The sequence below is a fragment of the Sporosarcina luteola genome (assembly GCF_023715245.1).
Lineage (GTDB): Bacteria > Bacillota > Bacilli > Bacillales_A > Planococcaceae > Sporosarcina > Sporosarcina luteola_C.
Genome location: NZ_JAMBNV010000001.1, coordinates 1855308 through 1874856, shown reverse-complemented (window position 1 = coordinate 1874856; position 19549 = coordinate 1855308). Strand labels below are relative to the sequence as shown.

The following is a 19549-nucleotide window of genomic DNA, read 5'->3' as shown; positions in this document are numbered from 1 at the left end:
AGTGCTTGTCGTTGATGATTCCGCGTTTATGCGAAAATTGATTACAGACATGCTTTCGAAGCATCCGTTGCTTGAAGTAATAGGAATAGCGCGCAACGGGAAAGATGCCGTTGCCAAAGCTGTGGAACTTCAACCGGATGTCATCACGATGGATATTGAGATGCCGGTCATGAACGGGCTAGAGGCTTTGAGGCAAATCATGGAACAGCATCCTACCCCCGTTGTAATGCTCTCAAGCACGACTGAAATTGGGGCAGAAAATACGATGATCGCCATGGATTATGGTGCCGTGGATTTTGTCGCCAAGCCTGGCGGACCCATTTCACTTAATTTGCATGAAGTGGAACAGGAGATTGTCGAAAAAGTATTTGCAGCTGCAAAAGTCAGAATTTCCAATCTCCTAAAACAACCAGTACCACAGGCCGAGAAGCATTTTAAGAAAAAACAATCTATCAATGAAAAGAAAATCGGGTCTTCTGATTCAATGCTCTCTCAAATAGATTCATTGCATGCCAAAAAGATTCACAAAGGGATGGAGACTTTTGTTATAATAGGTACATCGACAGGGGGTCCACGGGCACTGCAGGAAGTGCTTACACGACTGCCGTCTGATATAAATGCACCAATTTTGGTCGTTCAGCATATGCCGCCTGGATTTACGAAATCATTGGCCCAGCGATTGGACGGCTTAAGCGAAATAAGGGTGAAGGAAGCCGAGGATGGAGAAGCTCTTCTTAAAGGTGTTGCTTATATTGCACCTGGCGGAAAGCATTTGAAATTTGAAAGGTGCCCTGCTGGTTTTTGCGTCCGGCTCGACGCCGCGGATTCACCCCGAATGGGTCATCGGCCGTCTGTAGACATACTGTTGGAGTCTGCTGCATCCATGCAGGAACTGCAATATGTAACGGCCATCATGACGGGGATGGGGCAAGACGGTACGGAAGGGATGAAACAACTGAAATCGGCTTGTTTTACGATTACGATTGCTGAATCCGAAAAGACGTCTGTCGTCTATGGAATGCCGAAAGCGATTAAAGAAGCCGGTCTCGCCGATCGCATCGTTGATGTGCAGAGCATTGCGGCAGCAATTACGGAAATCTTACATTCTTGAGGGGGCGTCATGATGGATACAAATCAATACCTTGAAATGTTTCTTGAAGAAAGTAAAGAACATCTTCAAGCTTGCAATGAACACTTATTGGAACTTGAAAAAAATCCCGACGATCTGGCTATTGTCAATGAAGTATTCCGTTCAGCACATACGTTGAAAGGAATGTCTGCAACGATGGGATACGAAGACATCGCTGACTTGACACATAAAATGGAAAATGTTCTGGATGCAATCCGAAACTCAAAAATCAGCGTTTCGACCGAAATTCTCGACATCGTTTTTAAAGCTGTCGATTATTTGGAAGAAATGGTGATGGATATAGAAGCAGGCGGTACAGGGAAGAAGGATGTACTAGAGCTTGTCACTGCATTGAACCGCATAGAGACTGGACAATCAGCCGTTATTGCACCGGAAATGGAGACGGCTGCCTCCACAATGGCGATCGAGCCGTTGCAACAATATACTCCGGCGCTTCACTACGATGATTATGAAATGACGGTGATCGGTCAATCGCAGGAACAAGGTTTCCATGCATATGAAATATCCGTTACACTGCGGGAAGACTGCTTACTTAAGGCAGCAAGAGTATTCATGGTTTTCGAGATCCTTGAAAAATCAGGAGAAATCGTTAAGTCAAAACCTTCTGTTGAACAGTTGGAAAATGAGGATTTTGATGAAGTATTCACTATAGTTCTAATCTCTAAAGAAGAAGCAAGTTCACTAGAAGCAAAAGTGATGAAAGTTTCTGAAGTGGATCGGGTCGATATCCATCCGGTTATGGGCGTATCCCTGCTTAAGGAGACACCTGTTGAGACTGAGGCCGTTTCTGTTGCGAAAACCGCGAAGGAAACTGGGAAAGCTATTGCCGTCCCTCAAAAAGGACGACGAGCAACGAATGCACATAATGCGAACAAGACAATCCGGGTCAATATTGACCGGTTGGACATTCTCATGAATCTTTTCGAAGAGCTGGTTATTGACAGGGGACGTTTGCAATCGATTGCAAGTGAATTACATAATCCCGACTTGAATGAAACTGTCGAGAGGATGACCCGAGTTTCCGGAGATCTTCAAAATATAATCCTGAACATGCGTATGATTCCCGTAGAGACTGTATTCAACCGCTTCCCGAAAATGGTACGTCAGCTGGCACGGGATCTAGATAAAAAGATTAATCTTGAAATTATCGGAGCCGAAACTGAACTGGACAGAACGGTAATCGATGAAATCGGGGATCCTCTCGTCCATTTGATCCGAAATGCATTGGATCACGGTATAGAGAGTCCGGCAGAACGACTTGCTAAAGGCAAGCCTGAGGAAGGCACTGTCACATTGAGGGCGTATCATTCCGGTAATCATGTATTCATTGAGCTGGAAGATGATGGTGCAGGCATCAACAAGGAACGGGTTCTGCAAAAGGCACTTGAAAGAGGCGTTGTAACTGAAGAAATAGCTGCCACGCTGACGGATCGGCAGATTGCTGAACTCGTTTTGGCATCCGGGTTTTCCACTGCAGAAAAAATTACCGATGTATCTGGCCGCGGTGTCGGTCTCGATGTCGTGAAAAGTACAATTGAATCACTTGGCGGCTATATAACGATCGACTCCAAGGAAGGGCAAGGCTCTCTTTTCCAAGTGCAGCTGCCACTAACGTTGTCCATTATTTCGGTAATGCTTGTCAACTTGGACAAGGATATTTATGCAATCCCGCTCTCCTCGATCATCGAAACTGCGATCATTCAAACTTCCGAGATCTTGAATGCGCATAATCAGAAAGTGATTGATTTCAGGGGAAGCATCGTTCCGCTCGTCAACTTAAAAGGAATTTTCGAGATGGATGGTGCGCAGGAGAAGGAAGAATACCAATCTGTAGTCATCGTCCGTAAAGGCGAAAGAATGGCTGGACTCGTCGTAGATTCATTTATCGGGCAGCAAGAGATCGTATTGAAATCACTAGGCAATTATCTTCAGAGCGTATTCGCTATTTCTGGCGCTACAATATTAGGGAACGGACAAGTTGCGCTTATCGTGGATTGCAATGCATTGATCAAGTAGGCTGGAGGGGAAAGCAATGGCTGAAGTAAGTGAAAGTACTAAAGAAATGAAAGTGATCGTGTTCCAGTTGATGGATAAGGAATATGCCGTTGGAGTCGACGTTGTTGAGTCGATCGAGAAACTCATATCGATTACGAGAGTTCCGAAAACTCCATCCTATATAAAAGGCGTCATCAACTTACGAGGGGTCGTCACTCCGATTGTCGATCTACGGGAGCGTTTTGGCATGGAAGTGAAGCCTCTTGATGACACCAGCAGAATCATTATTGTTTCATTGGAGGAATTTGAAGTGGGCCTAATCGTTGATTCCGCGAACGATGTGATCGATATTCCGGTCAATTCGATTGAACCTCAGCCTGAAGTCGTCGGATCGATTGAATCGGAATTCATTTCGGGTGTTGCCAAAGTGGATAAGCGCCTATTGGTCATGTTGAATCTTGAAAAAGTGCTTCATCCTGTGAAAAGAGTGACCACAGATGAAATCTGATTACGAGATTACAGACATGCATCTCGACGTGCTGAAGGAAATTGGCAATATTGGGGCAGCTCATGCAGCAACTTCCCTTTCCCAATTGCTCGGCAGGAAGATTGAAATGCATGTTCCGAAAGTTTCACTCGTCTCCTTTGATGAAATGTTTGAGTTGGCAGGCGGAGCCGAACGAATTGTGGCAGGCATCTACCTGAGAATTCAAGGGGACCTATCCGGCAGCATGTTCTTCGTTCTGCCGATCGATTCCGCAAACCGCATCGGTCCCCGGAACGTCGAAGCTGTCAAAAATGAGCTTGCCCGACTTTCCATTCCGATCATAGCGGAGGATACAGGCGGTTCCAGCGGGCGGACAATCGAGTTCGACCCGATGACTAGCGCATTGAGCATCCGGACAGTCAATTTGGGAACGAAAGAAATTTAAAATGTTATTCAAGGGAATAGAGGCAGCGAGGCGACTGAACGATTCAGTCGCTATTTTTTGTCGAAATTTGCTATAATAGAAATCATACAAATTCTTTATTTTTAACGGAAACATCATGGAAAGTGAGGGATTCGATGTCAAAAGAGGGTCTGACGGAAGAAGATGCATGTTGGAAACTATGGTTGAATGATCGGGATCCCGATGCCGGTGACAAACTGGTCAGAAAGTATACGCCTCTCGTAAATTACCATGTACAGCGAATCGGCTCAGGTTTGCCACGCAATGTTTCGCGGGATGAAATCATGAGCCTGGGACTTCAAGGGCTATTTGACGCTTTGACGAAATTCGATCCGGGCAGGGACTTGAAATTTGATACGTATGCTTCGTTCAGGATCCGCGGATCGATCATCGACGGTTTGCGGAAAGAAGACTGGTTGCCGCGTTCTTCCCGTGAGAGATCGAAGAAGCTTGAGGAAGAGATCTCGAAATTGGAGCAGAAACTGCAGCGCCATGCTACGCCTGAAGAGATAGCGGACCATCTAGGGGTTTCTGTCGATGAAGTCTATCAGACTGTGCAGGAACACTATTTTTCTAATGTTTTATCCATAGATGAGCGTATGAATGATGATGAAGAGGAAGGACAGAAATCCTTTATTATAAAGGACGATCATGAACGTACTCCTGAACAGCAGATTGTCATGGGAGAGCTTGTCGGTGATTTGGCATTGAAAATAAAAGAACTCAATCATAACGAACAGTTGGTTTTGAATCTGTTTTACACAGATGAAATGACGTTGACGGAAATTGGGGAAATCCTCAGCTTATCAACATCAAGAATTTCGCAAATCCATTCAAAAGCACTTTTCAAACTACGGAAATTGCTGTTGCCGGAAATTGTCGATGGAGGGATTTTATGAGCCTAAAAGGAATCGAACTCCAAATAGCAATCCCTAAAACGTTCGATGCGGGAAAGATGGCAGAACAAAAACAGCAACAATCACAGCTTAACCAGGAACAGGCACAGCTTCAAACTGAAAAAGAGACATTGAAGAACAGGGAAAGTGTCCGTCATTCCGAGAAGTATGCCAAAGCGGATAAAGACGCAAAAGGGAAAAATCAGGAGCATGACCGTACTGATAAGGAACAACAACATAATGAAGAGGAAAAGAAGACTACGCATCCTTATAAAGGTTCGTTTGTCGACTTTACAGGATAACTAGTATGCAAACGGTATTTTTATTATTTTTATTCATCTTACAAGTGATTGGCTTTTATTTCATAGCGTTGCTGTACATGAAAGTTTCCAAATTCAACAACTTGGAAAAGAAACAGCATAAACTGATGGCGGAAATGGACGATGCAATCGGTGCTTACTTATCCGAATTGAAAGAGGAAAATGATCGCCTCATCAACATCATCGACAAGCAGGAGGAAAACAGGAGTCTTAGGGAGACTGCACGTGTAGATCGTCCAACAGAAGATCCCACCCAGTCGCCTGATATGAAGACGTTTCCCATTAAGACGCCGGGCTACCCATTGAAAGCCGCGTTGAAATCCTATCAGGCGGCGCCAACTTTGAACAAGGACAGTCTTGCCGTACAGGTAATAGAAGAATCCGGATTGGATGATCGGACGCTTGCGATCCGTATGCATGATAACGGAAAGTCGATCGAGGAAATCGCAAAAAGGCTTGGCAAAGGGAAGACTGAAGTGGAATTGCTTCTTAAATTCAGGTGAAGTGAGTTGCAATCGAATTATCAGTATGGTATATTATCAAATGGTGTTACTACACACGTATGTGGATGATGGGAACAGGTGCCGACAGGTCATTCCATCACATGAGACATACGGAGGAATATAACCAAATTGGAGGAAAAACAAATGTCAGTAATCTCAATGAAACAACTGCTTGAAGCAGGTGTACATTTCGGACACCAAACTCGTCGTTGGAACCCGAAAATGAAAAAGTATATTTTCGTAGAGCGTAACGGAATATACATCATCGATCTTCAAAAGACGGTGAAAAAACTTGAAGAAGCTTATGACTTCATGCGTCAAGTAGGTGCAGATGGCGGGAAAGTTCTTTTCGTTGGAACTAAGAAGCAAGCACAAGATGCAATCAAAGAAGAAGCTGAGCGCGCAGGAATGTACTACATCAACCAACGTTGGCTTGGTGGTACACTTACAAACTTCGGTACGATCCAAAAACGTGTTGCACGTATGAAAAAGATCGAAACGATGGAAGAAGACGGTACATTCGATGTACTTCCTAAGAAAGAAGTATCTGAACTACGAAAAGAACACGATCGTCTTGTGAAATTCCTAGGCGGTATCCGTGATATGAAATCATTGCCAGACGTCATCTTCGTCGTTGACCCTCGTAAAGAGCGCATCGCTGTGGCGGAAGCAATCAAATTGAACATTCCACTCGTCGGTATTGTTGATACGAACTGTGATCCGGACGAAATCGACTATGTCATTCCTGCGAATGACGATGCAATCCGTGCGGTTCGTCTACTTACTAGCAAAATGGCAGATGCATTGATCGAATCAAGACAAGGCGCTGATGAAGAAGTATCTGAAGAAGCGACTGAAACGGCAGCTGCAGAGTAATAGTAGTAATAGAACAGACGATAAGCGGCCAACCCCTTATCGTCTTTTTTAAAGGTGTCGTCTCAAATCACTCATACAGGAGGAACTAACAATGGCAATTACAGCACAAATGGTAAAAGAACTGCGCGAAAAAACAGGCGCAGGTATGATGGACTGCAAAAAAGCACTTACTGAAGTAAATGGTGATATGGACGCGGCGGTAGACTTCCTTCGTGAAAAAGGTCTATCAAGCGCAGCTAAAAAAGCTGACCGCATCGCTGCTGAAGGTACAACAGACATCATCGTGAAAGGTAACGACGCTGTCATTTTCGAAGTGAACGCTGAAACGGACTTCGTTGCGAAAAACGAAGCGTTCCAAGCTCTTGTAAAAGAACTTGGCGAACACCTTTTAGCAACAAAACCGGCAACTGTAGAAGAAGCATCTGAATCGAAAATGGAAAACGGCCTTTCAGTCGCTGACCACATTTCCAATGCAGTTGCTAAAATCGGTGAGAAAATCACTCTCCGCCGCTTTGAATTGAAAACAAAAACAGACAACGATGCATTCGGTCCTTATCTTCATATGGGCGGCCGCATTGCGGTTCTTACAATCCTTGAAGGCACTACTGACTCCGAAGCTGCTAAAGATGTTGCAATGCACATCGCAGCTATGAATCCACAATACATCTCACGTGATGAGGTTTCAGAAGACGAAGTTGAGCGCGAGCGTAAAGTCCTTACTGAACAAGCATTGAATGAAGGCAAGCCAGAAAACATCGTTGCGAAAATGGTTGAAGGACGTCTTGGAAAATATTTCGAAGATATTTGTGTTCTTGACCAAGCATTCGTTAAAAACTCCGATCAAAAAGTACGTGATTTCGTTAAGTCGACTGGCGGAACTCTGAAAGAATTCGTCCGTTATGCTGTCGGTGAAGGAATTGAAAAACGCGAAGACAACTTTGCTGATGAAGTCATGAGCCAAGTAAAAGGCAACTGATCAGATAAAAGAACAATTAGGGGACACAACATTGTGTTCCCTATTTTTCGAGAAAACACAGTAGACGGAGGGTACATATGGGCGTCCCAAAATATAAAAGAATTGTTTTGAAGCTTAGCGGCGAGGCACTTGCGGGTGAAAAAGGCTATGGTCTATCACCGGAAATCATCAAGACAGTCGCAGTACAAGTGAAAGAAGTTGTTGACCTTGGTGTGGAAGTTGCGGTCGTAGTTGGTGGAGGAAACATATGGCGTGGTAAAATTGGCAGTGAGATGGGGATGGACCGGACAACTGCGGATTATATGGGTATGCTTGCCACGGTCATGAATTCATTGGCTCTTCAAGACGCTCTTGAAAAGTTAGACGTAGAAACACGTGTATCGTCATCGATCGATATGCGGCAAGTGGCTGAGCCATATATCCGTAGGAAAGCGATTCGCCATCTTGAGAAAAAGCGGGTCGTCATTTTTGCCGCTGGAACAGGGAATCCTTATTTCTCAACGGATACGACAGCTGCACTTAGAGCGGCTGAAATCGAAGCGGACGTCATCTTGATGGCGAAAAACAATGTTGACGGCGTCTATTCAGCGGATCCATTAAAAGATGAGACCGCAGTTAAATACACGGAATTGACGTACTTGGAAGTTATCAGCCAAGGCCTTGAAGTCATGGATTCCACTGCTTCAACCCTATGTATGGACAATGATATCCCTCTCGTAGTATTCTCAATTATGGATAATGGAAATATTAAAAAGGCCGTGCTTGGTGAACCAATCGGTACGGTTGTCAGGAGGAATGGGTAAATGCCGAAAGCGGTAATGGATCAAACGAAGGAAAGAATGGACAAAGCGATCGGGTCTTTCTCGAGACAGCTTGCTTCCATCCGGGCAGGACGTGCAAATGCTTCATTGCTTGATCGGATTTCAGTACTTTATTACGGAGCTCCGACGCCATTGAACCAAATGGCAGGCATCTCTGTGCCAGAGGCGAGACTGATGGTCATCCAGCCGTATGATAAGACGACTTTAGGTGATATTGAAAAGGCGATATTGAAATCGGATATCGGTATCACTCCTTCCAATGATGGATCTGTCATCCGTTTGGCAGTACCTGCTTTGACGGAAGAGCGACGCAAGGAATTGGTGAAGGAAGTCAAAAAAGAAGCAGAAGACTCTAAGATTGCAATCCGCAACGTACGCCGGGATGCTAATGATGAGTTGAAAAAGCTTGAAAAAGATGGGGACATCACTGAGGACGAACTACGCCGTGAAGGTGAAGAAATCCAGAAGTTGACTGATTCCTACATCGTTAAAATTGATGAGCTTGCAAAAGATAAAGAAAATGAAATCATGGAAATCTGATCGAAGAACTTTCTATACATTGGGGCGTCCTACTTTCAGGACGTCTTTTTTTCTGACCGTATTTCATTCACTTTCCAGAATGATAAATAATTCACTACACAACAAGCATAATCTAAAAGAGCACAAACTCTAATTTTTAACTGTTTTAAATGAAATTTATCGGCCGATTTGATACGATAGACTAGGTACTTGCTCAAATAGCAGGCGAGTGGAGGAAACGGAATGCTAGATAAACTGTTACGGAAAAAAACTGTAGAAAACCAACCATCAATTTCCGACAGGCTTACGAAAGTCAAAAGTAGAACAATACCTTCACACGTCGCCATCATAATGGATGGAAACGGCAGATGGGCAAGACGACGCAGTTTACCGCGGATTGCGGGCCATCATGAAGGAATGAAGACCGTCCGGAAAATTACCCGGATTGCAAATGAAATTGGTATCGAAGTCTTGACATTGTACGCATTTTCGACTGAAAACTGGAAGCGACCAAAAATGGAGATCGACTTTTTGATGAAACTGCCCGGTGAGTTCCTGACAACGTACTTGCCTGAACTGATCGAACAGAACGTAAAGGTTGAAATGATCGGGAATTTCGATGCCCTTCCGCCACATACCAAAGAGGCAATCGTAAAAGCGATAGAAGCCACTTCAAGCAATGATGGACTTGTCCTGAATTTCGCAATGAATTATGGCAGCCGTCTGGAAATGGTGGAGGCAGTGAAAGAAATCGCCAAAATGGCTGTCGACAATCAAATAACAGTCAATGAGATTGACGAATCACTGATCGGATCACATCTCATGACATCACACTTGCCCGAACCTGACTTGCTCATCAGGACGAGTGGAGAAGTGCGATTGTCGAATTTCATGCTTTGGCAGCTAGCTTATTCGGAATTTTCCTTTACAGAGGTTCTCTGGCCGGACTTCGATGAGTCGTGCATGTTAAGCGCAATCGAAGAATTCCAAATGCGCAATCGAAGATTTGGAAGTGTGGAAGGGGATAAAGGAGATTGAAACAGAGAATTATTACAGCGATCGCCGCATTGGCCATATTTTTCCCGCTCGTTATCATCGGTGGGCTCCCATTTACTATCGCCATTTATATTATTGCCTCAATCGGGTTATATGAATTGCTGCGCATGAAAGATATTCGGATATTTTCTTTCGAAGGTATTACCGTCTGGATTGCACTCGCGATATTATTACTGCCATCAAAATGGACTGCTGAAGTAGAGCAGTGGATCGGCTATTCGAAAATTGAAATGATGTTTGCACTCATTCTTATTTTATTGATTTATACAGTCATCTCTAAAAATAGATTTACATTCGATCATGCAGCGTTTACAGCATTTAGTGCATTATACGTTGGCATCGGATTTTATTATTTGATTGAAACCCGTTTTTATGGGTTTGAGTATGTTTTTTATGCACTTCTAGTAATTTGGACAACTGACTCAGGTGCATATTTTATTGGCAGGAAGATTGGTAAACGGAAACTATGGCCGGATATCTCTCCGAATAAGACAGTTGAAGGGTTTATCGGAGGCATCGCATTTGCCGTCTTGTTTGCTTGCGTCTTCCAAATCTTTTATCCATTAGCGCCATCATTCTTAATGTTGGTCATCGTAACGATCATCGCTTCGATTGTCGGACAGTTAGGGGATTTGGTCGAGTCAGCGTTGAAGAGGCATTTCAATGTGAAAGATTCCGGGAATCTGTTGCCGGGACATGGAGGAATTCTTGATCGTTTCGATAGTCTCCTTTTCGTGTTGCCGCTCATTCATTTTTTACACCTAGTCGGTTGATGGAAAGGAAGTTATTCATATTATGACGAAGAAAATTAGTCTGCTCGGTGCGACGGGATCAATCGGCACTCAGACTCTCGATATTATTCAATCAAACAAAGAGCAATTTAAACTCGTATCTTTTTCAGCCGGGATGAATATACCGAAAGTAAGGGAAATCACGGCACAATTCCGCCCGGAACTCGTATCTGTGATGCGGAAAGAAGATGCAGAATCATTGCAATCGGAATTTCCGGAAACGCGTTTTGTGCATGGCAAGGAAGGTCTAGTTGCTGTAGCAGCGCAGACTGGCGCAGACATGCTCGTCAATGCAGTTATCGGGAGCGTAGGTCTGGAACCGACTATGGAAGCCATCCGGCAAGGCATCACGATTGCCATTTCAAACAAAGAGACGCTCGTAGCCGCGGGAGACATTGTCATGGAAGAAGCCAGAAAGAGGAACGTTGCGCTTCTACCTGTTGACAGTGAACATTCAGCGCTATTCCAATCCATGAATGGCGAGAATCCCAAACGGGTTTCCCGGCTTATTCTGACGGCTTCCGGCGGAAGTTTCAGAGATCTGTCAAGGGATCAATTGCAAGGCGTTACTGTACAGCAGGCGTTGGCTCATCCGAATTGGTCCATGGGCAATAAGTTGACGATCGATTCCGCTACAATGATGAACAAAGGGCTTGAAGTGATTGAAGCTCATCATTTATTCAATATGCCGTATGACAGGATTGAATGTTTATTACACAAGGAAAGCATTATCCATTCAATGGTTGAATTCGAAGACACGAGTGTCATGGCACAGCTCGGCTCTCCTGACATGAGGGTGCCGATCCAATACGCGATGACGTATCCGGATCGGATTCCGATGCAAAACGCCAAGCCGCTCCGTCTAGAGGAAATTGGAACACTCCATTTTGAGAAGATGGATTTCAACCGTTTCAAAGCCCTCGCCCTCGCCTACGAAGCAGGCAGGCAAGGCGGAACGATGCCGACAGTGATGAATGCCGCAAATGAAGTGGCTGTCCAACTGTTCATGCAAGGCAGAATACCTTTCCTTCAAATCGAGGAAATTGTTGAACGGATGATGGACAATCATCAATCGATTTCATCTCCGGATTTGGAAACGATTTTAGAAACTGATTCAAGCACCCGTAAAATGGTGTATGATATGGTGAAATAAGTATTTCATAAATCGGCCGGTGAGGCCAGTTAAGGTGGTTTTTAATGGAAACCGTTATAGCTTTTATTATCATATTCGGCTCTCTTGTTTTTTTTCATGAATTAGGGCATTTCCTTTTCGCGAAAAAAGCCGGCATCATGGTACGTGAATTTGCAATTGGGTTCGGTCCGAAATTACTTGCCATACGGAAAAAGGAGACTCTTTATACGATCCGTATCCTTCCGCTTGGCGGGTATGTAAGAATGGCTGGCGAGGATTTCGACACTGTCGAATTACAGCCCGGATACCGGGTAGGCGTCATTCTGAATAATGACGATGAAATCGAAAAGATTTATTTAAACCGCGATGTATCCAATCCGAATGTCTTGTTTTTGGAAACGGAAGCTGCCGATTTAAGTAAGGAACTTTTCATCGAAGGATATGATGAGGACGGGAATCTTGTGAAATATAGAATTTCCCGAAATGCTGTCATCTATGAAAAAGGTCAGGAGACGCTCATTGCGCCTTATGATCGCCAATTCGATTCGAAGTCGTTGGGCAGCCGGGCGATGGCTATTTTTGCAGGACCTCTATTCAATTTCATCCTCGCTTTCTTCATCTTTTTGGCAATTGGTCTTTTGCATGGCATCCCTACAAATGAGCCGATCATTAAGGAAGTTATCAGTAATAGCGCTGCTTACGCAGCGGGTATGGAAGCTGGAGATTTCGTCAAGGAAGTGGACGGTAAATCGATTGAAAGCTGGCAGGAATTTACCGAGACCATTCAGAAAAATCCTGGCAAAAACCTTCAAATGAAGGTTGAGAGGAACGGAGAAATGGTGACAATGGCGGTCGTTCCTGAGAAAGTGGTCAAAGATGGAGATGAATTCGGTCAGATTGGTGTAATGTATGAAAGTCCAGTTGAAAAGAATGCATTGAAAGCATTTGCTTTTGGCGCGGAGCAGACCTTTAGCTGGATGAAAAGGATATTCGAACTTCTCGGCATGCTCGTCACCGGTAAGTTTACAATTGATGCATTAAGCGGACCTGTCGGCATTTACAAAGCGACAGAGGAGGTCGCTCAATGGGGTGTGTTTTCCCTTATGAACTGGGCCGCCGTGTTAAGCATTAACTTGGGAATCATGAATCTGTTGCCGCTGCCTGCATTGGACGGCGGAAGATTGCTCTTCTTCCTATTTGAAGGAGTCCGAGGGAAACCTATCGACAAACAGAAAGAGGGCATGGTTCATTTTGTTGGCATCATGTTACTGATGGTTCTTATGCTCGTCGTTACTTGGAATGACATACAACGATTCTTTTTTTAATAATATAGTTCATTATAGAAATTCGAGGTGAAATCTTCATGAAACAATCACGGACATTCATCCCGACTATGCGTGAAATACCGACGGATGCGGATATCATTTCCCATCAACTTCTGCTCCGGGCAGGATATATCCGCCAACATATGAGTGGTGTTTATTCCTTTCTTCCGCTCGCAAAAAAAGTGATTCGGAAGATTGAAAGCATCATAAGGGAAGAGATGGAGGCAATTGATGCAGTTGAAATATTCATGCCGACATTGCAGCCGTCCGGGCTTTGGGAAGAGTCAGGGCGATGGTCTTCGTACGGAGCTGAACTTTTCAGGCTTAAGGATCGACATGATCGTCAATTGGCTCTAGGCCCAACTCATGAAGAAGTGGTTACCTCACTCATCCGGGATGAAGTGAAATCCTATAAGAAACTTCCGCTGACGGTCTTTCAGATCCAGACGAAGTTCAGGGATGAAAAACGGCCGCGCTTCGGACTGCTTCGCGGCAGGGAATTCATCATGAAGGATGCTTATTCGTTCCATTCATCAAAAGAAAGTCTAGAAGAGAAGTATAATGAAATGATGCAAGCTTACTCGAATATCTTTTCGAGACTCGGCTTGGATTACAGGACTGTCATTGCAGATGGCGGTACAATCGGCGGTGATGGAACTCACGAGTTCATGGCCTTGTCCGACATCGGGGAAGATACGATTGCTTACAGCGACGCTTCCCCATACGCCGCAAATATTGAAATGGCCGAAGTCAATACGGAATATGTAAAATCCAAAGAAACGTTGAAAGAGCTCGTGAAGGTCGATACGCCGGGACAGAGGACGATTGCGGATGTAGCGGACTTCTTAAACGTAGATCCTTCTAAAGTGATTAAAACGCTCCTCTTCAAAGCTGATGGAAAGCTAGTTGTCGTGTTGTCACGCGGTGATTATGACATAAACGAAATCAAGTTGAAAAATGCATTGCAAGCAAAGGATATTAACCTTGCTACAGAGAGCGAGATTGAAGAAATGCTAGCTTGCAAAGCTGGCTCCATCGGTCCTGTCAAACTGCCTCTGGATTTGAAAGTGTATGCAGATTTCGCGGTCGAAAAGATCGTAAATGGCGTTTGTGGGGCAAACGAAGATGGATGCCATTTGATGAATGTTAATCCTGAGCGTGATTTTGCTATTGAGCGCTATTTAGATCTAAGATACATCAGTGAAGGGGATCCTTCACCGGACGGTATTGGAACGATCCGATTTGCCAAAGGAATTGAACTTGGGCATACCTTTAAATTGGGAACCGCTTATAGCGGCCCGATGAAAGCGACGTACCTCGATGAAAACGGCAAAGCTCAACCTTATATTATGGGGTGCTATGGCATTGGCGTTTCAAGGATTTTGGCGGCTGTCGCTGAGCAGCATCATGATGCAAATGGGTTAAAATGGCCGAAGCATATTTCCCCGTATGATATTCACCTCGTTACGATCAACAGTAAGGATGAAGCGCAATCAAAACTGTCGGATGAGCTTTATCATCTGCTAAAATCATACCGATATGACATTTTACATGACGATCGTGACGTGCGGCCGGGTGTTAAGTTCACGGATGCGGATCTTATCGGGTTGCCAGTACGTCTGACAATCGGCAAGAAAGCGCAGGATGGAATAATCGAAGTGAAATTCAGGGGCACTGGAGAAACCGTCGAGTGGCAAAAAGAAGAAGTCACAGAAAAGCTGCAAGCCTATTTTGGTTGAAAAATAAAAGGTAGGGAGGGGAGGCCGGATACCGGTACTTCCCTTCTTTTCACTGTACGAAGCGGGGGGATACATATGGATGCAAAATTGAAGTTGCTGACATTGCTGCAGCAAATCGGAATGGCAGATGATCAAATGATCGTTCATTTTGAGCATGGAACGTTAGAACGGGTCGATATTCACCGTAAATCAAGAATGTGGCAATTTAATGTGGAACTGGAAAAAACATTACCTGTCCAAGTCTTTCAGTTATTCCAACAAAGGATGACGGAAGCCTTTACGTCCATCGCCGCGGTACGCCTTCAAATTACTGTGCGGACGAAAGAAGGGGATCCTGAACTGATTGTCGGCTATTGGCCATTTGTCTTACAGGAGATGCGGGATATGTCGCCTCCGATCCGCGAGAGGCTTGAAGGACAAAAGCCTGTACTTGTTGGCGAAAAGATGACATTGACTTGCGTAAATGATTTCGAACAACAAACGATGAAAAATAAATATGGCCGCATTATCGCAGAGGTTTATGAATCTTTCGGATTTCCATCGATGGCAATCGAATTCACGATTTCAGAGGAAGCGGAAAATAATGAAGCGGAAATACTTGCTTTCATGGCGCAGAAACAGGCGGAAGAAGAAGCGTATGCCAAGAATGCCTTAGCCAACCTTCAAAAAATGGAGGCGATGAAGAAGGAGAACGGCGATTTCGGGAACAGACCATTCGTATTGGGAGTCCCGATCAAACCCGATGAACCGATCATCGGCATCCAGGCGATACAGGATGAAGAAAGACGTCTAACAATCGAAGGCTACGTCTTTGATGCAGAGGTTAGAGAATTGAGAAGCGGTCGATCATTGCTCACAATAAAAGTGACGGATTACACAGATTCAATTCTTGTGAAAATGTTTTCTCGGGATAACGAAGATGCAGAGCTCATGAAAACGTTGAAAAAAGGTGCATGGGTACGTGCGAGGGGCAGCATCCAGAACGATACATTCGTACGGGACCTCATCATGATGGCCCAGGACATCATGGAGGTCACTCCTGTCATCAGAAAAGACAGCGCACCTGAAGATCGGAAACGGATTGAATTGCATGCACATACGACAATGAGTCAAATGGATGCAGTAACATCGGCATCGGCATTAGTCGCTCAGGCGGCGAAATGGGGGCATCCTGCAGTGGCAATCACCGATCATGCAAATGTCCAATCGTTTCCTGAAGCTTATTCTGCGGGCAAGAAACATGGCATAAAAGTGTTATTCGGTTTAGAAGCGAACTTGGTGGATGATGGTGTGCCAATTGTCTTTGACGAGCAGCATAGAGAGCTCGAAAATGATACATTTGTCGTATTTGACGTGGAGACGACAGGTCTATCTGCGGTGTACGACACAATCATCGAGTTGGCTGCAGTCAAAGTCGTAAATGGTGAGCTTAAGGAACGATTTGAAAGGTTCGCGAACCCCCATCATCCCTTATCTTCCACAACGATTGAGCTTACTGGCATAACAGACGATATGGTGAAAGACGCTCCCGAAGTTTCAGAAGTCATAAAGGACTTCAAGGAGTTCATCGGGGATGCAATCCTTGTCGCTCATAACGCATCATTTGATATGGGCTTCTTTTATGAAGCGAGCAAAAAGGCGGGTTTGCATGACAAGAACTATCCTGTCATTGATACACTCGAATTGGCACGTTTCCTCTATCCGGAAATGCGGAATCACAGATTGAACACCTTGGCGAAGAAGTTCGATATTGAACTGACGCAGCATCACCGCGCTATCTATGATACCGAAGCGACAGCCTATCTGTTCATCCGTCTTATGAAAGAGGCAGCGACGGAAAAAGGAATCGTTTACTTGGATGACTTCAATAAACATATAGGGGAAGGGGATGCCTACAAACGTTCAAGGCCATCCCACTGTACTTTGCTTGCAACGGATGACGAAGGCTTGAAGAATCTATTCAAACTCGTTTCCATTTCCCATATGAACTACTTTTACAGAGTACCGCGCATCCCTCGTTCATTATTGATGAAATACCGCAAGGGACTCCTTGTCGGTTCGGGATGCGACAAAGGTGAAGTCTTCGAAGGTTTGATGCAGAAATCGATGGAAGAGGTTGAAGAAATCGCAGGCTTCTATGACTATCTGGAGTTGCATCCGAAACCTGCCTATTCCCATTTGATTGAATTGGAATTGATCAGGGATGAATGGAATCTTGAAGATATAATGCGAAAGATGATCAAGCTTGGGAAAAAGGTGGGGCTTCCTGTATGTGCTACGGGGAATGTCCACTATATTGACGAAACGGACGCGACGTATCGTCAAGTTCTTGTCCGTTCCCAAGGCGGAGCAAATCCGATGAACCGTCACTCATTGCCTGAAGTCCATTTCCGGACGACTGATGAAATGCTCGAGCACTTCTCGTTTTTAGGCAAGGAAGTCGCTGAAGAAATTGTCATTGATAATCCGCAGGCAGTGGCCGACCGCATCGGAGATGTGAAAGTGATTAAAGATGATTTGTATACACCGACAATCGTCGGTGCGGACGACGATGTTCGGGAATTGACCTATTCGATGGCACGCGATATTTACGGGGAGCAATTGCCTGAATTAGTCGAAGCGCGAATCGAGAAAGAATTGAAATCAATCATCGACAACGGCTTCGCGGTCATTTATCTCATATCACATAAGCTCGTCAAGAAATCCTTGAATGATGGATATCTCGTCGGATCCCGTGGGTCGGTCGGATCGTCCCTCGTCGCAACGATGATGGAAATCACGGAAGTGAATCCGATGCCACCACATTACGTATGCCCATCTTGCAAGCTATCGGAGTTCTTCGATGATGGTTCTGTCGGATCCGGATTCGATTTGCCGGACAAAGCATGTCCGTCATGCGGGGCGATGTTAAGAAAAGACGGCCAGGACATCCCGTTTGAAACATTCCTTGGTTTCAATGGAGATAAAGTACCGGACATCGATTTGAACTTCAGTGGAGAATACCAGGCACATGCACATAATTATACAAAAGAACTTTTCGGAGAAGACTATGTGTATCGTGCGGGAACAATTGGAACTGTTGCCGAAAAAACGGCGTACGGCTATGTCAGGGGTTATATGAATGACAATAACCTTCATTTGCGCGGCGCGGAAATTGACAGGCTCGTGCAAGGCTGTACAGGCGTTAAACGGAATACAGGGCAGCATCCGGGCGGAATCATCGTCGTCCCGGATAATATGGAGATTTTCGACTTCACGCCGATCCAATTCCCGGCAGACGATGCTGGGTCAAGTTGGCGTACAACGCATTTCGACTTCCATTCAATCGATAATAATCTTTTGAAGTTGGATATTCTGGGACATGATGATCCGACGATGATTAAAATGCTTGAGGACCTATCAGGCATCGATCCGAAAACGATTCCGCCGGATGATGAAGGGGTCATGGCTCTGTTTAGTGGGACATCCTCATTAGGCGTCACAGAAGAGCAGATCGATTGCAAAACTGGAACTTTGGGTGTGCCGGAATTCGGTACGCGCTTCGTAAGGCAAATGCTTGAGGAAACAAAACCGTCAACATTTTCGGAGCTTATTCAGATTTCCGGGCTTTCCCACGGAACCGACGTGTGGCTAGGCAATGCCCAAGAGCTGATTCAAAATAAGATCTGCCAATTGTCCGATGTGATTGGCTGCCGTGATGATATTATGGTCTACTTGATTTACCAAGGGCTAGAGCCGGCGATGGCGTTCAAGATAATGGAATCGGTGCGGAAAGGGAAAGGGCTGACGCCTGAATTCGAAGAGGCAATGAAGGCGAACCAAGTTCCCGGCTGGTATATCGATTCATGTAAAAAGATAAAATACATGTTCCCGAAGGCACACGCCGCCGCGTATGTTCTGATGGCGCTTCGTATTGCTTATTTCAAAGTGCACTATCCTATCATGTATTACGCTGCGTATTTCACTGTCCGCGCGACCGATTACGATCTAGCGACAATGACGAAAGGCAATGCTTCCATCCGGGCGAAAATCAAAGAAATTAATGATAAAGGCTTAGAAGCATCGCCTAAAGAAAAGAACTTGCTCACGGTATTGGAGATTTCATTGGAAATGTGCGAACGTGGCTTTTCATTCGCTAAACCGGATCTATATAAATCCGACTCCACAGAATTTCTTATCGATGGCAATCAATTGATACCGCCTTTCGACGCGATTCCATCCCTAGGGACGAACGTTGCCAAAGCGATTGTCGAAGCTCGCAAGGATGGCATCTTCTTATCTAAGGAAGATCTGCAGCAACGGGGGAGAGTATCGAAAACGGTCATTGAATATATGGATTCATTAGGCTGTCTGGAAGGTATGCCCGATTCGAACCAACTTTCCCTTTTCTGAAACAACTTTCATTTAGCAACGGCAAGCACATAGCATCATCTAGACTCCAGGGTGCCCTCCGCTTTGGCACATTGTTTGCATTGACACCTAGTAGATGGTACAATTGGA

The 19549-nt window shown here is 44.9% G+C and carries 16 protein-coding genes and 2 pseudogenes; all 18 read left to right on the top strand.

The window, feature by feature from the left end:
- The first annotated feature begins 28 nt into the window (after positions 1–28).
- The 18 genes and pseudogenes from M3152_RS08985 (at position 29) to M3152_RS08905 (ending at position 19441) form a co-directional block, all read left to right on the top strand.
- Positions 29–1111: a protein-glutamate methylesterase/protein-glutamine glutaminase gene (locus tag M3152_RS08985; protein ID WP_410055857.1), complete on the top strand. Its 1083-nt coding sequence runs from the start codon at positions 29–31 to the stop codon at positions 1109–1111.
- A gap of 12 nt (positions 1112–1123) precedes the next feature.
- Positions 1124–3166: a chemotaxis protein CheA gene (locus tag M3152_RS08980; RefSeq protein ID WP_251694800.1), complete on the top strand. Its 2043-nt coding sequence runs from the start codon at positions 1124–1126 to the stop codon at positions 3164–3166.
- Positions 3167–3182: 16 nt separating this feature from the next.
- Entirely contained in the window at positions 3183–3653 is a 471-nt protein-coding gene (locus M3152_RS08975) for a chemotaxis protein CheW (RefSeq protein ID WP_251694799.1), read from the top strand.
- Positions 3643–3912: pseudogene (locus M3152_RS18165) on the top strand (chemotaxis protein CheC); the annotation flags it as partial. The gene M3152_RS08975 and the pseudogene M3152_RS18165, both read left to right, overlap by 11 nt.
- Positions 3889–3990 (top strand): annotated as a pseudogene (locus M3152_RS18160) (chemotaxis protein CheD); the annotation flags it as partial. The pseudogenes M3152_RS18165 and M3152_RS18160, both read left to right, overlap by 24 nt.
- A gap of 221 nt (positions 3991–4211) precedes the next feature.
- Entirely contained in the window at positions 4212–4994 is a 783-nt protein-coding gene (locus tag M3152_RS08965; RefSeq protein WP_251694797.1) for a FliA/WhiG family RNA polymerase sigma factor, read from the top strand.
- Complete coding sequence (locus tag M3152_RS08960) at positions 4991–5293, top strand: hypothetical protein (protein ID WP_251694796.1); 303 nt, start codon at positions 4991–4993, stop codon at positions 5291–5293. Before M3152_RS08965 ends, M3152_RS08960 begins: the two co-directional genes overlap by 4 nt.
- Before the next feature lie 5 nt (positions 5294–5298).
- Complete coding sequence (locus M3152_RS08955; protein WP_251694795.1) at positions 5299–5814, top strand: hypothetical protein; 516 nt, start codon at positions 5299–5301, stop codon at positions 5812–5814.
- A gap of 144 nt (positions 5815–5958) precedes the next feature.
- Positions 5959–6690, top strand: coding sequence for a 30S ribosomal protein S2 (gene rpsB, locus M3152_RS08950; protein ID WP_251624024.1), 732 nt, complete (start codon positions 5959–5961; stop codon positions 6688–6690).
- Positions 6691–6781: 91 nt separating this feature from the next.
- Positions 6782–7666: a translation elongation factor Ts gene (gene tsf, locus M3152_RS08945; RefSeq protein WP_251694794.1), complete on the top strand. Its 885-nt coding sequence runs from the start codon at positions 6782–6784 to the stop codon at positions 7664–7666.
- A gap of 77 nt (positions 7667–7743) precedes the next feature.
- Complete coding sequence (pyrH, locus tag M3152_RS08940; RefSeq protein WP_251624027.1) at positions 7744–8469, top strand: UMP kinase; 726 nt, start codon at positions 7744–7746, stop codon at positions 8467–8469.
- Entirely contained in the window at positions 8470–9027 is a 558-nt protein-coding gene (gene frr, locus M3152_RS08935; RefSeq protein ID WP_251694793.1) for a ribosome recycling factor, read from the top strand.
- Between the two features lie 222 nt (positions 9028–9249).
- Positions 9250–10044 (top strand): isoprenyl transferase, encoded by a 795-nt coding sequence (locus M3152_RS08930; RefSeq protein ID WP_251694792.1) that lies wholly within the window; start codon positions 9250–9252, stop codon positions 10042–10044.
- Complete coding sequence (locus tag M3152_RS08925; RefSeq protein WP_251694791.1) at positions 10041–10835, top strand: phosphatidate cytidylyltransferase; 795 nt, start codon at positions 10041–10043, stop codon at positions 10833–10835. Before M3152_RS08930 ends, M3152_RS08925 begins: the two co-directional genes overlap by 4 nt.
- 22 nt (positions 10836–10857) lie before the next feature.
- A complete protein-coding gene (gene dxr / locus M3152_RS08920; RefSeq protein ID WP_251694790.1) occupies positions 10858–12006 on the top strand; it encodes a 1-deoxy-D-xylulose-5-phosphate reductoisomerase in 1149 nt (382 codons plus the stop codon).
- Between the two features lie 44 nt (positions 12007–12050).
- A complete protein-coding gene (gene rseP, locus M3152_RS08915; protein ID WP_251694789.1) occupies positions 12051–13310 on the top strand; it encodes an RIP metalloprotease RseP in 1260 nt (419 codons plus the stop codon).
- A gap of 38 nt (positions 13311–13348) precedes the next feature.
- On the top strand, positions 13349–15049 hold the full coding sequence (locus M3152_RS08910; RefSeq protein WP_251694788.1) for a proline--tRNA ligase: 1701 nt from the start codon (positions 13349–13351) through the stop codon (positions 15047–15049).
- Between the two features lie 75 nt (positions 15050–15124).
- On the top strand, positions 15125–19441 hold the full coding sequence (locus M3152_RS08905) for a PolC-type DNA polymerase III (protein ID WP_251694787.1): 4317 nt from the start codon (positions 15125–15127) through the stop codon (positions 19439–19441).
- Positions 19442–19549: the final 108 nt, after the last annotated feature.

What these genes read in the sequence shown, in the direction of transcription:
- M3152_RS08955 (WP_251694795.1), top strand. Translation starts at nt 5,299, where the DNA reads ATGCAAACGGTATTTTTATTATTTTTATTCATCTTACAAGTGATTGGC.
- rseP (WP_251694789.1), top strand. Translation starts at nt 12,051, where the DNA reads ATGGAAACCGTTATAGCTTTTATTATCATATTCGGCTCTCTTGTTTTT.
- frr (WP_251694793.1), top strand. Translation starts at nt 8,470, where the DNA reads ATGCCGAAAGCGGTAATGGATCAAACGAAGGAAAGAATGGACAAAGCG.
- dxr (WP_251694790.1), top strand. Translation starts at nt 10,858, where the DNA reads ATGACGAAGAAAATTAGTCTGCTCGGTGCGACGGGATCAATCGGCACT.
- M3152_RS08905 (WP_251694787.1), top strand. Translation starts at nt 15,125, where the DNA reads ATGGATGCAAAATTGAAGTTGCTGACATTGCTGCAGCAAATCGGAATG.
- M3152_RS08960 (WP_251694796.1), top strand. Translation starts at nt 4,991, where the DNA reads ATGAGCCTAAAAGGAATCGAACTCCAAATAGCAATCCCTAAAACGTTC.
- M3152_RS08910 (WP_251694788.1), top strand. Translation starts at nt 13,349, where the DNA reads ATGAAACAATCACGGACATTCATCCCGACTATGCGTGAAATACCGACG.
- M3152_RS08980 (WP_251694800.1), top strand. Translation starts at nt 1,124, where the DNA reads ATGGATACAAATCAATACCTTGAAATGTTTCTTGAAGAAAGTAAAGAA.
- M3152_RS08975 (WP_251694799.1), top strand. Translation starts at nt 3,183, where the DNA reads ATGGCTGAAGTAAGTGAAAGTACTAAAGAAATGAAAGTGATCGTGTTC.
- M3152_RS08965 (WP_251694797.1), top strand. Translation starts at nt 4,212, where the DNA reads ATGTCAAAAGAGGGTCTGACGGAAGAAGATGCATGTTGGAAACTATGG.
- M3152_RS08985 (WP_410055857.1), top strand. Translation starts at nt 29, where the DNA reads ATGCGAAAATTGATTACAGACATGCTTTCGAAGCATCCGTTGCTTGAA.
- tsf (WP_251694794.1), top strand. Translation starts at nt 6,782, where the DNA reads ATGGCAATTACAGCACAAATGGTAAAAGAACTGCGCGAAAAAACAGGC.
- rpsB (WP_251624024.1), top strand. Translation starts at nt 5,959, where the DNA reads ATGTCAGTAATCTCAATGAAACAACTGCTTGAAGCAGGTGTACATTTC.
- M3152_RS08930 (WP_251694792.1), top strand. Translation starts at nt 9,250, where the DNA reads ATGCTAGATAAACTGTTACGGAAAAAAACTGTAGAAAACCAACCATCA.
- pyrH (WP_251624027.1), top strand. Translation starts at nt 7,744, where the DNA reads ATGGGCGTCCCAAAATATAAAAGAATTGTTTTGAAGCTTAGCGGCGAG.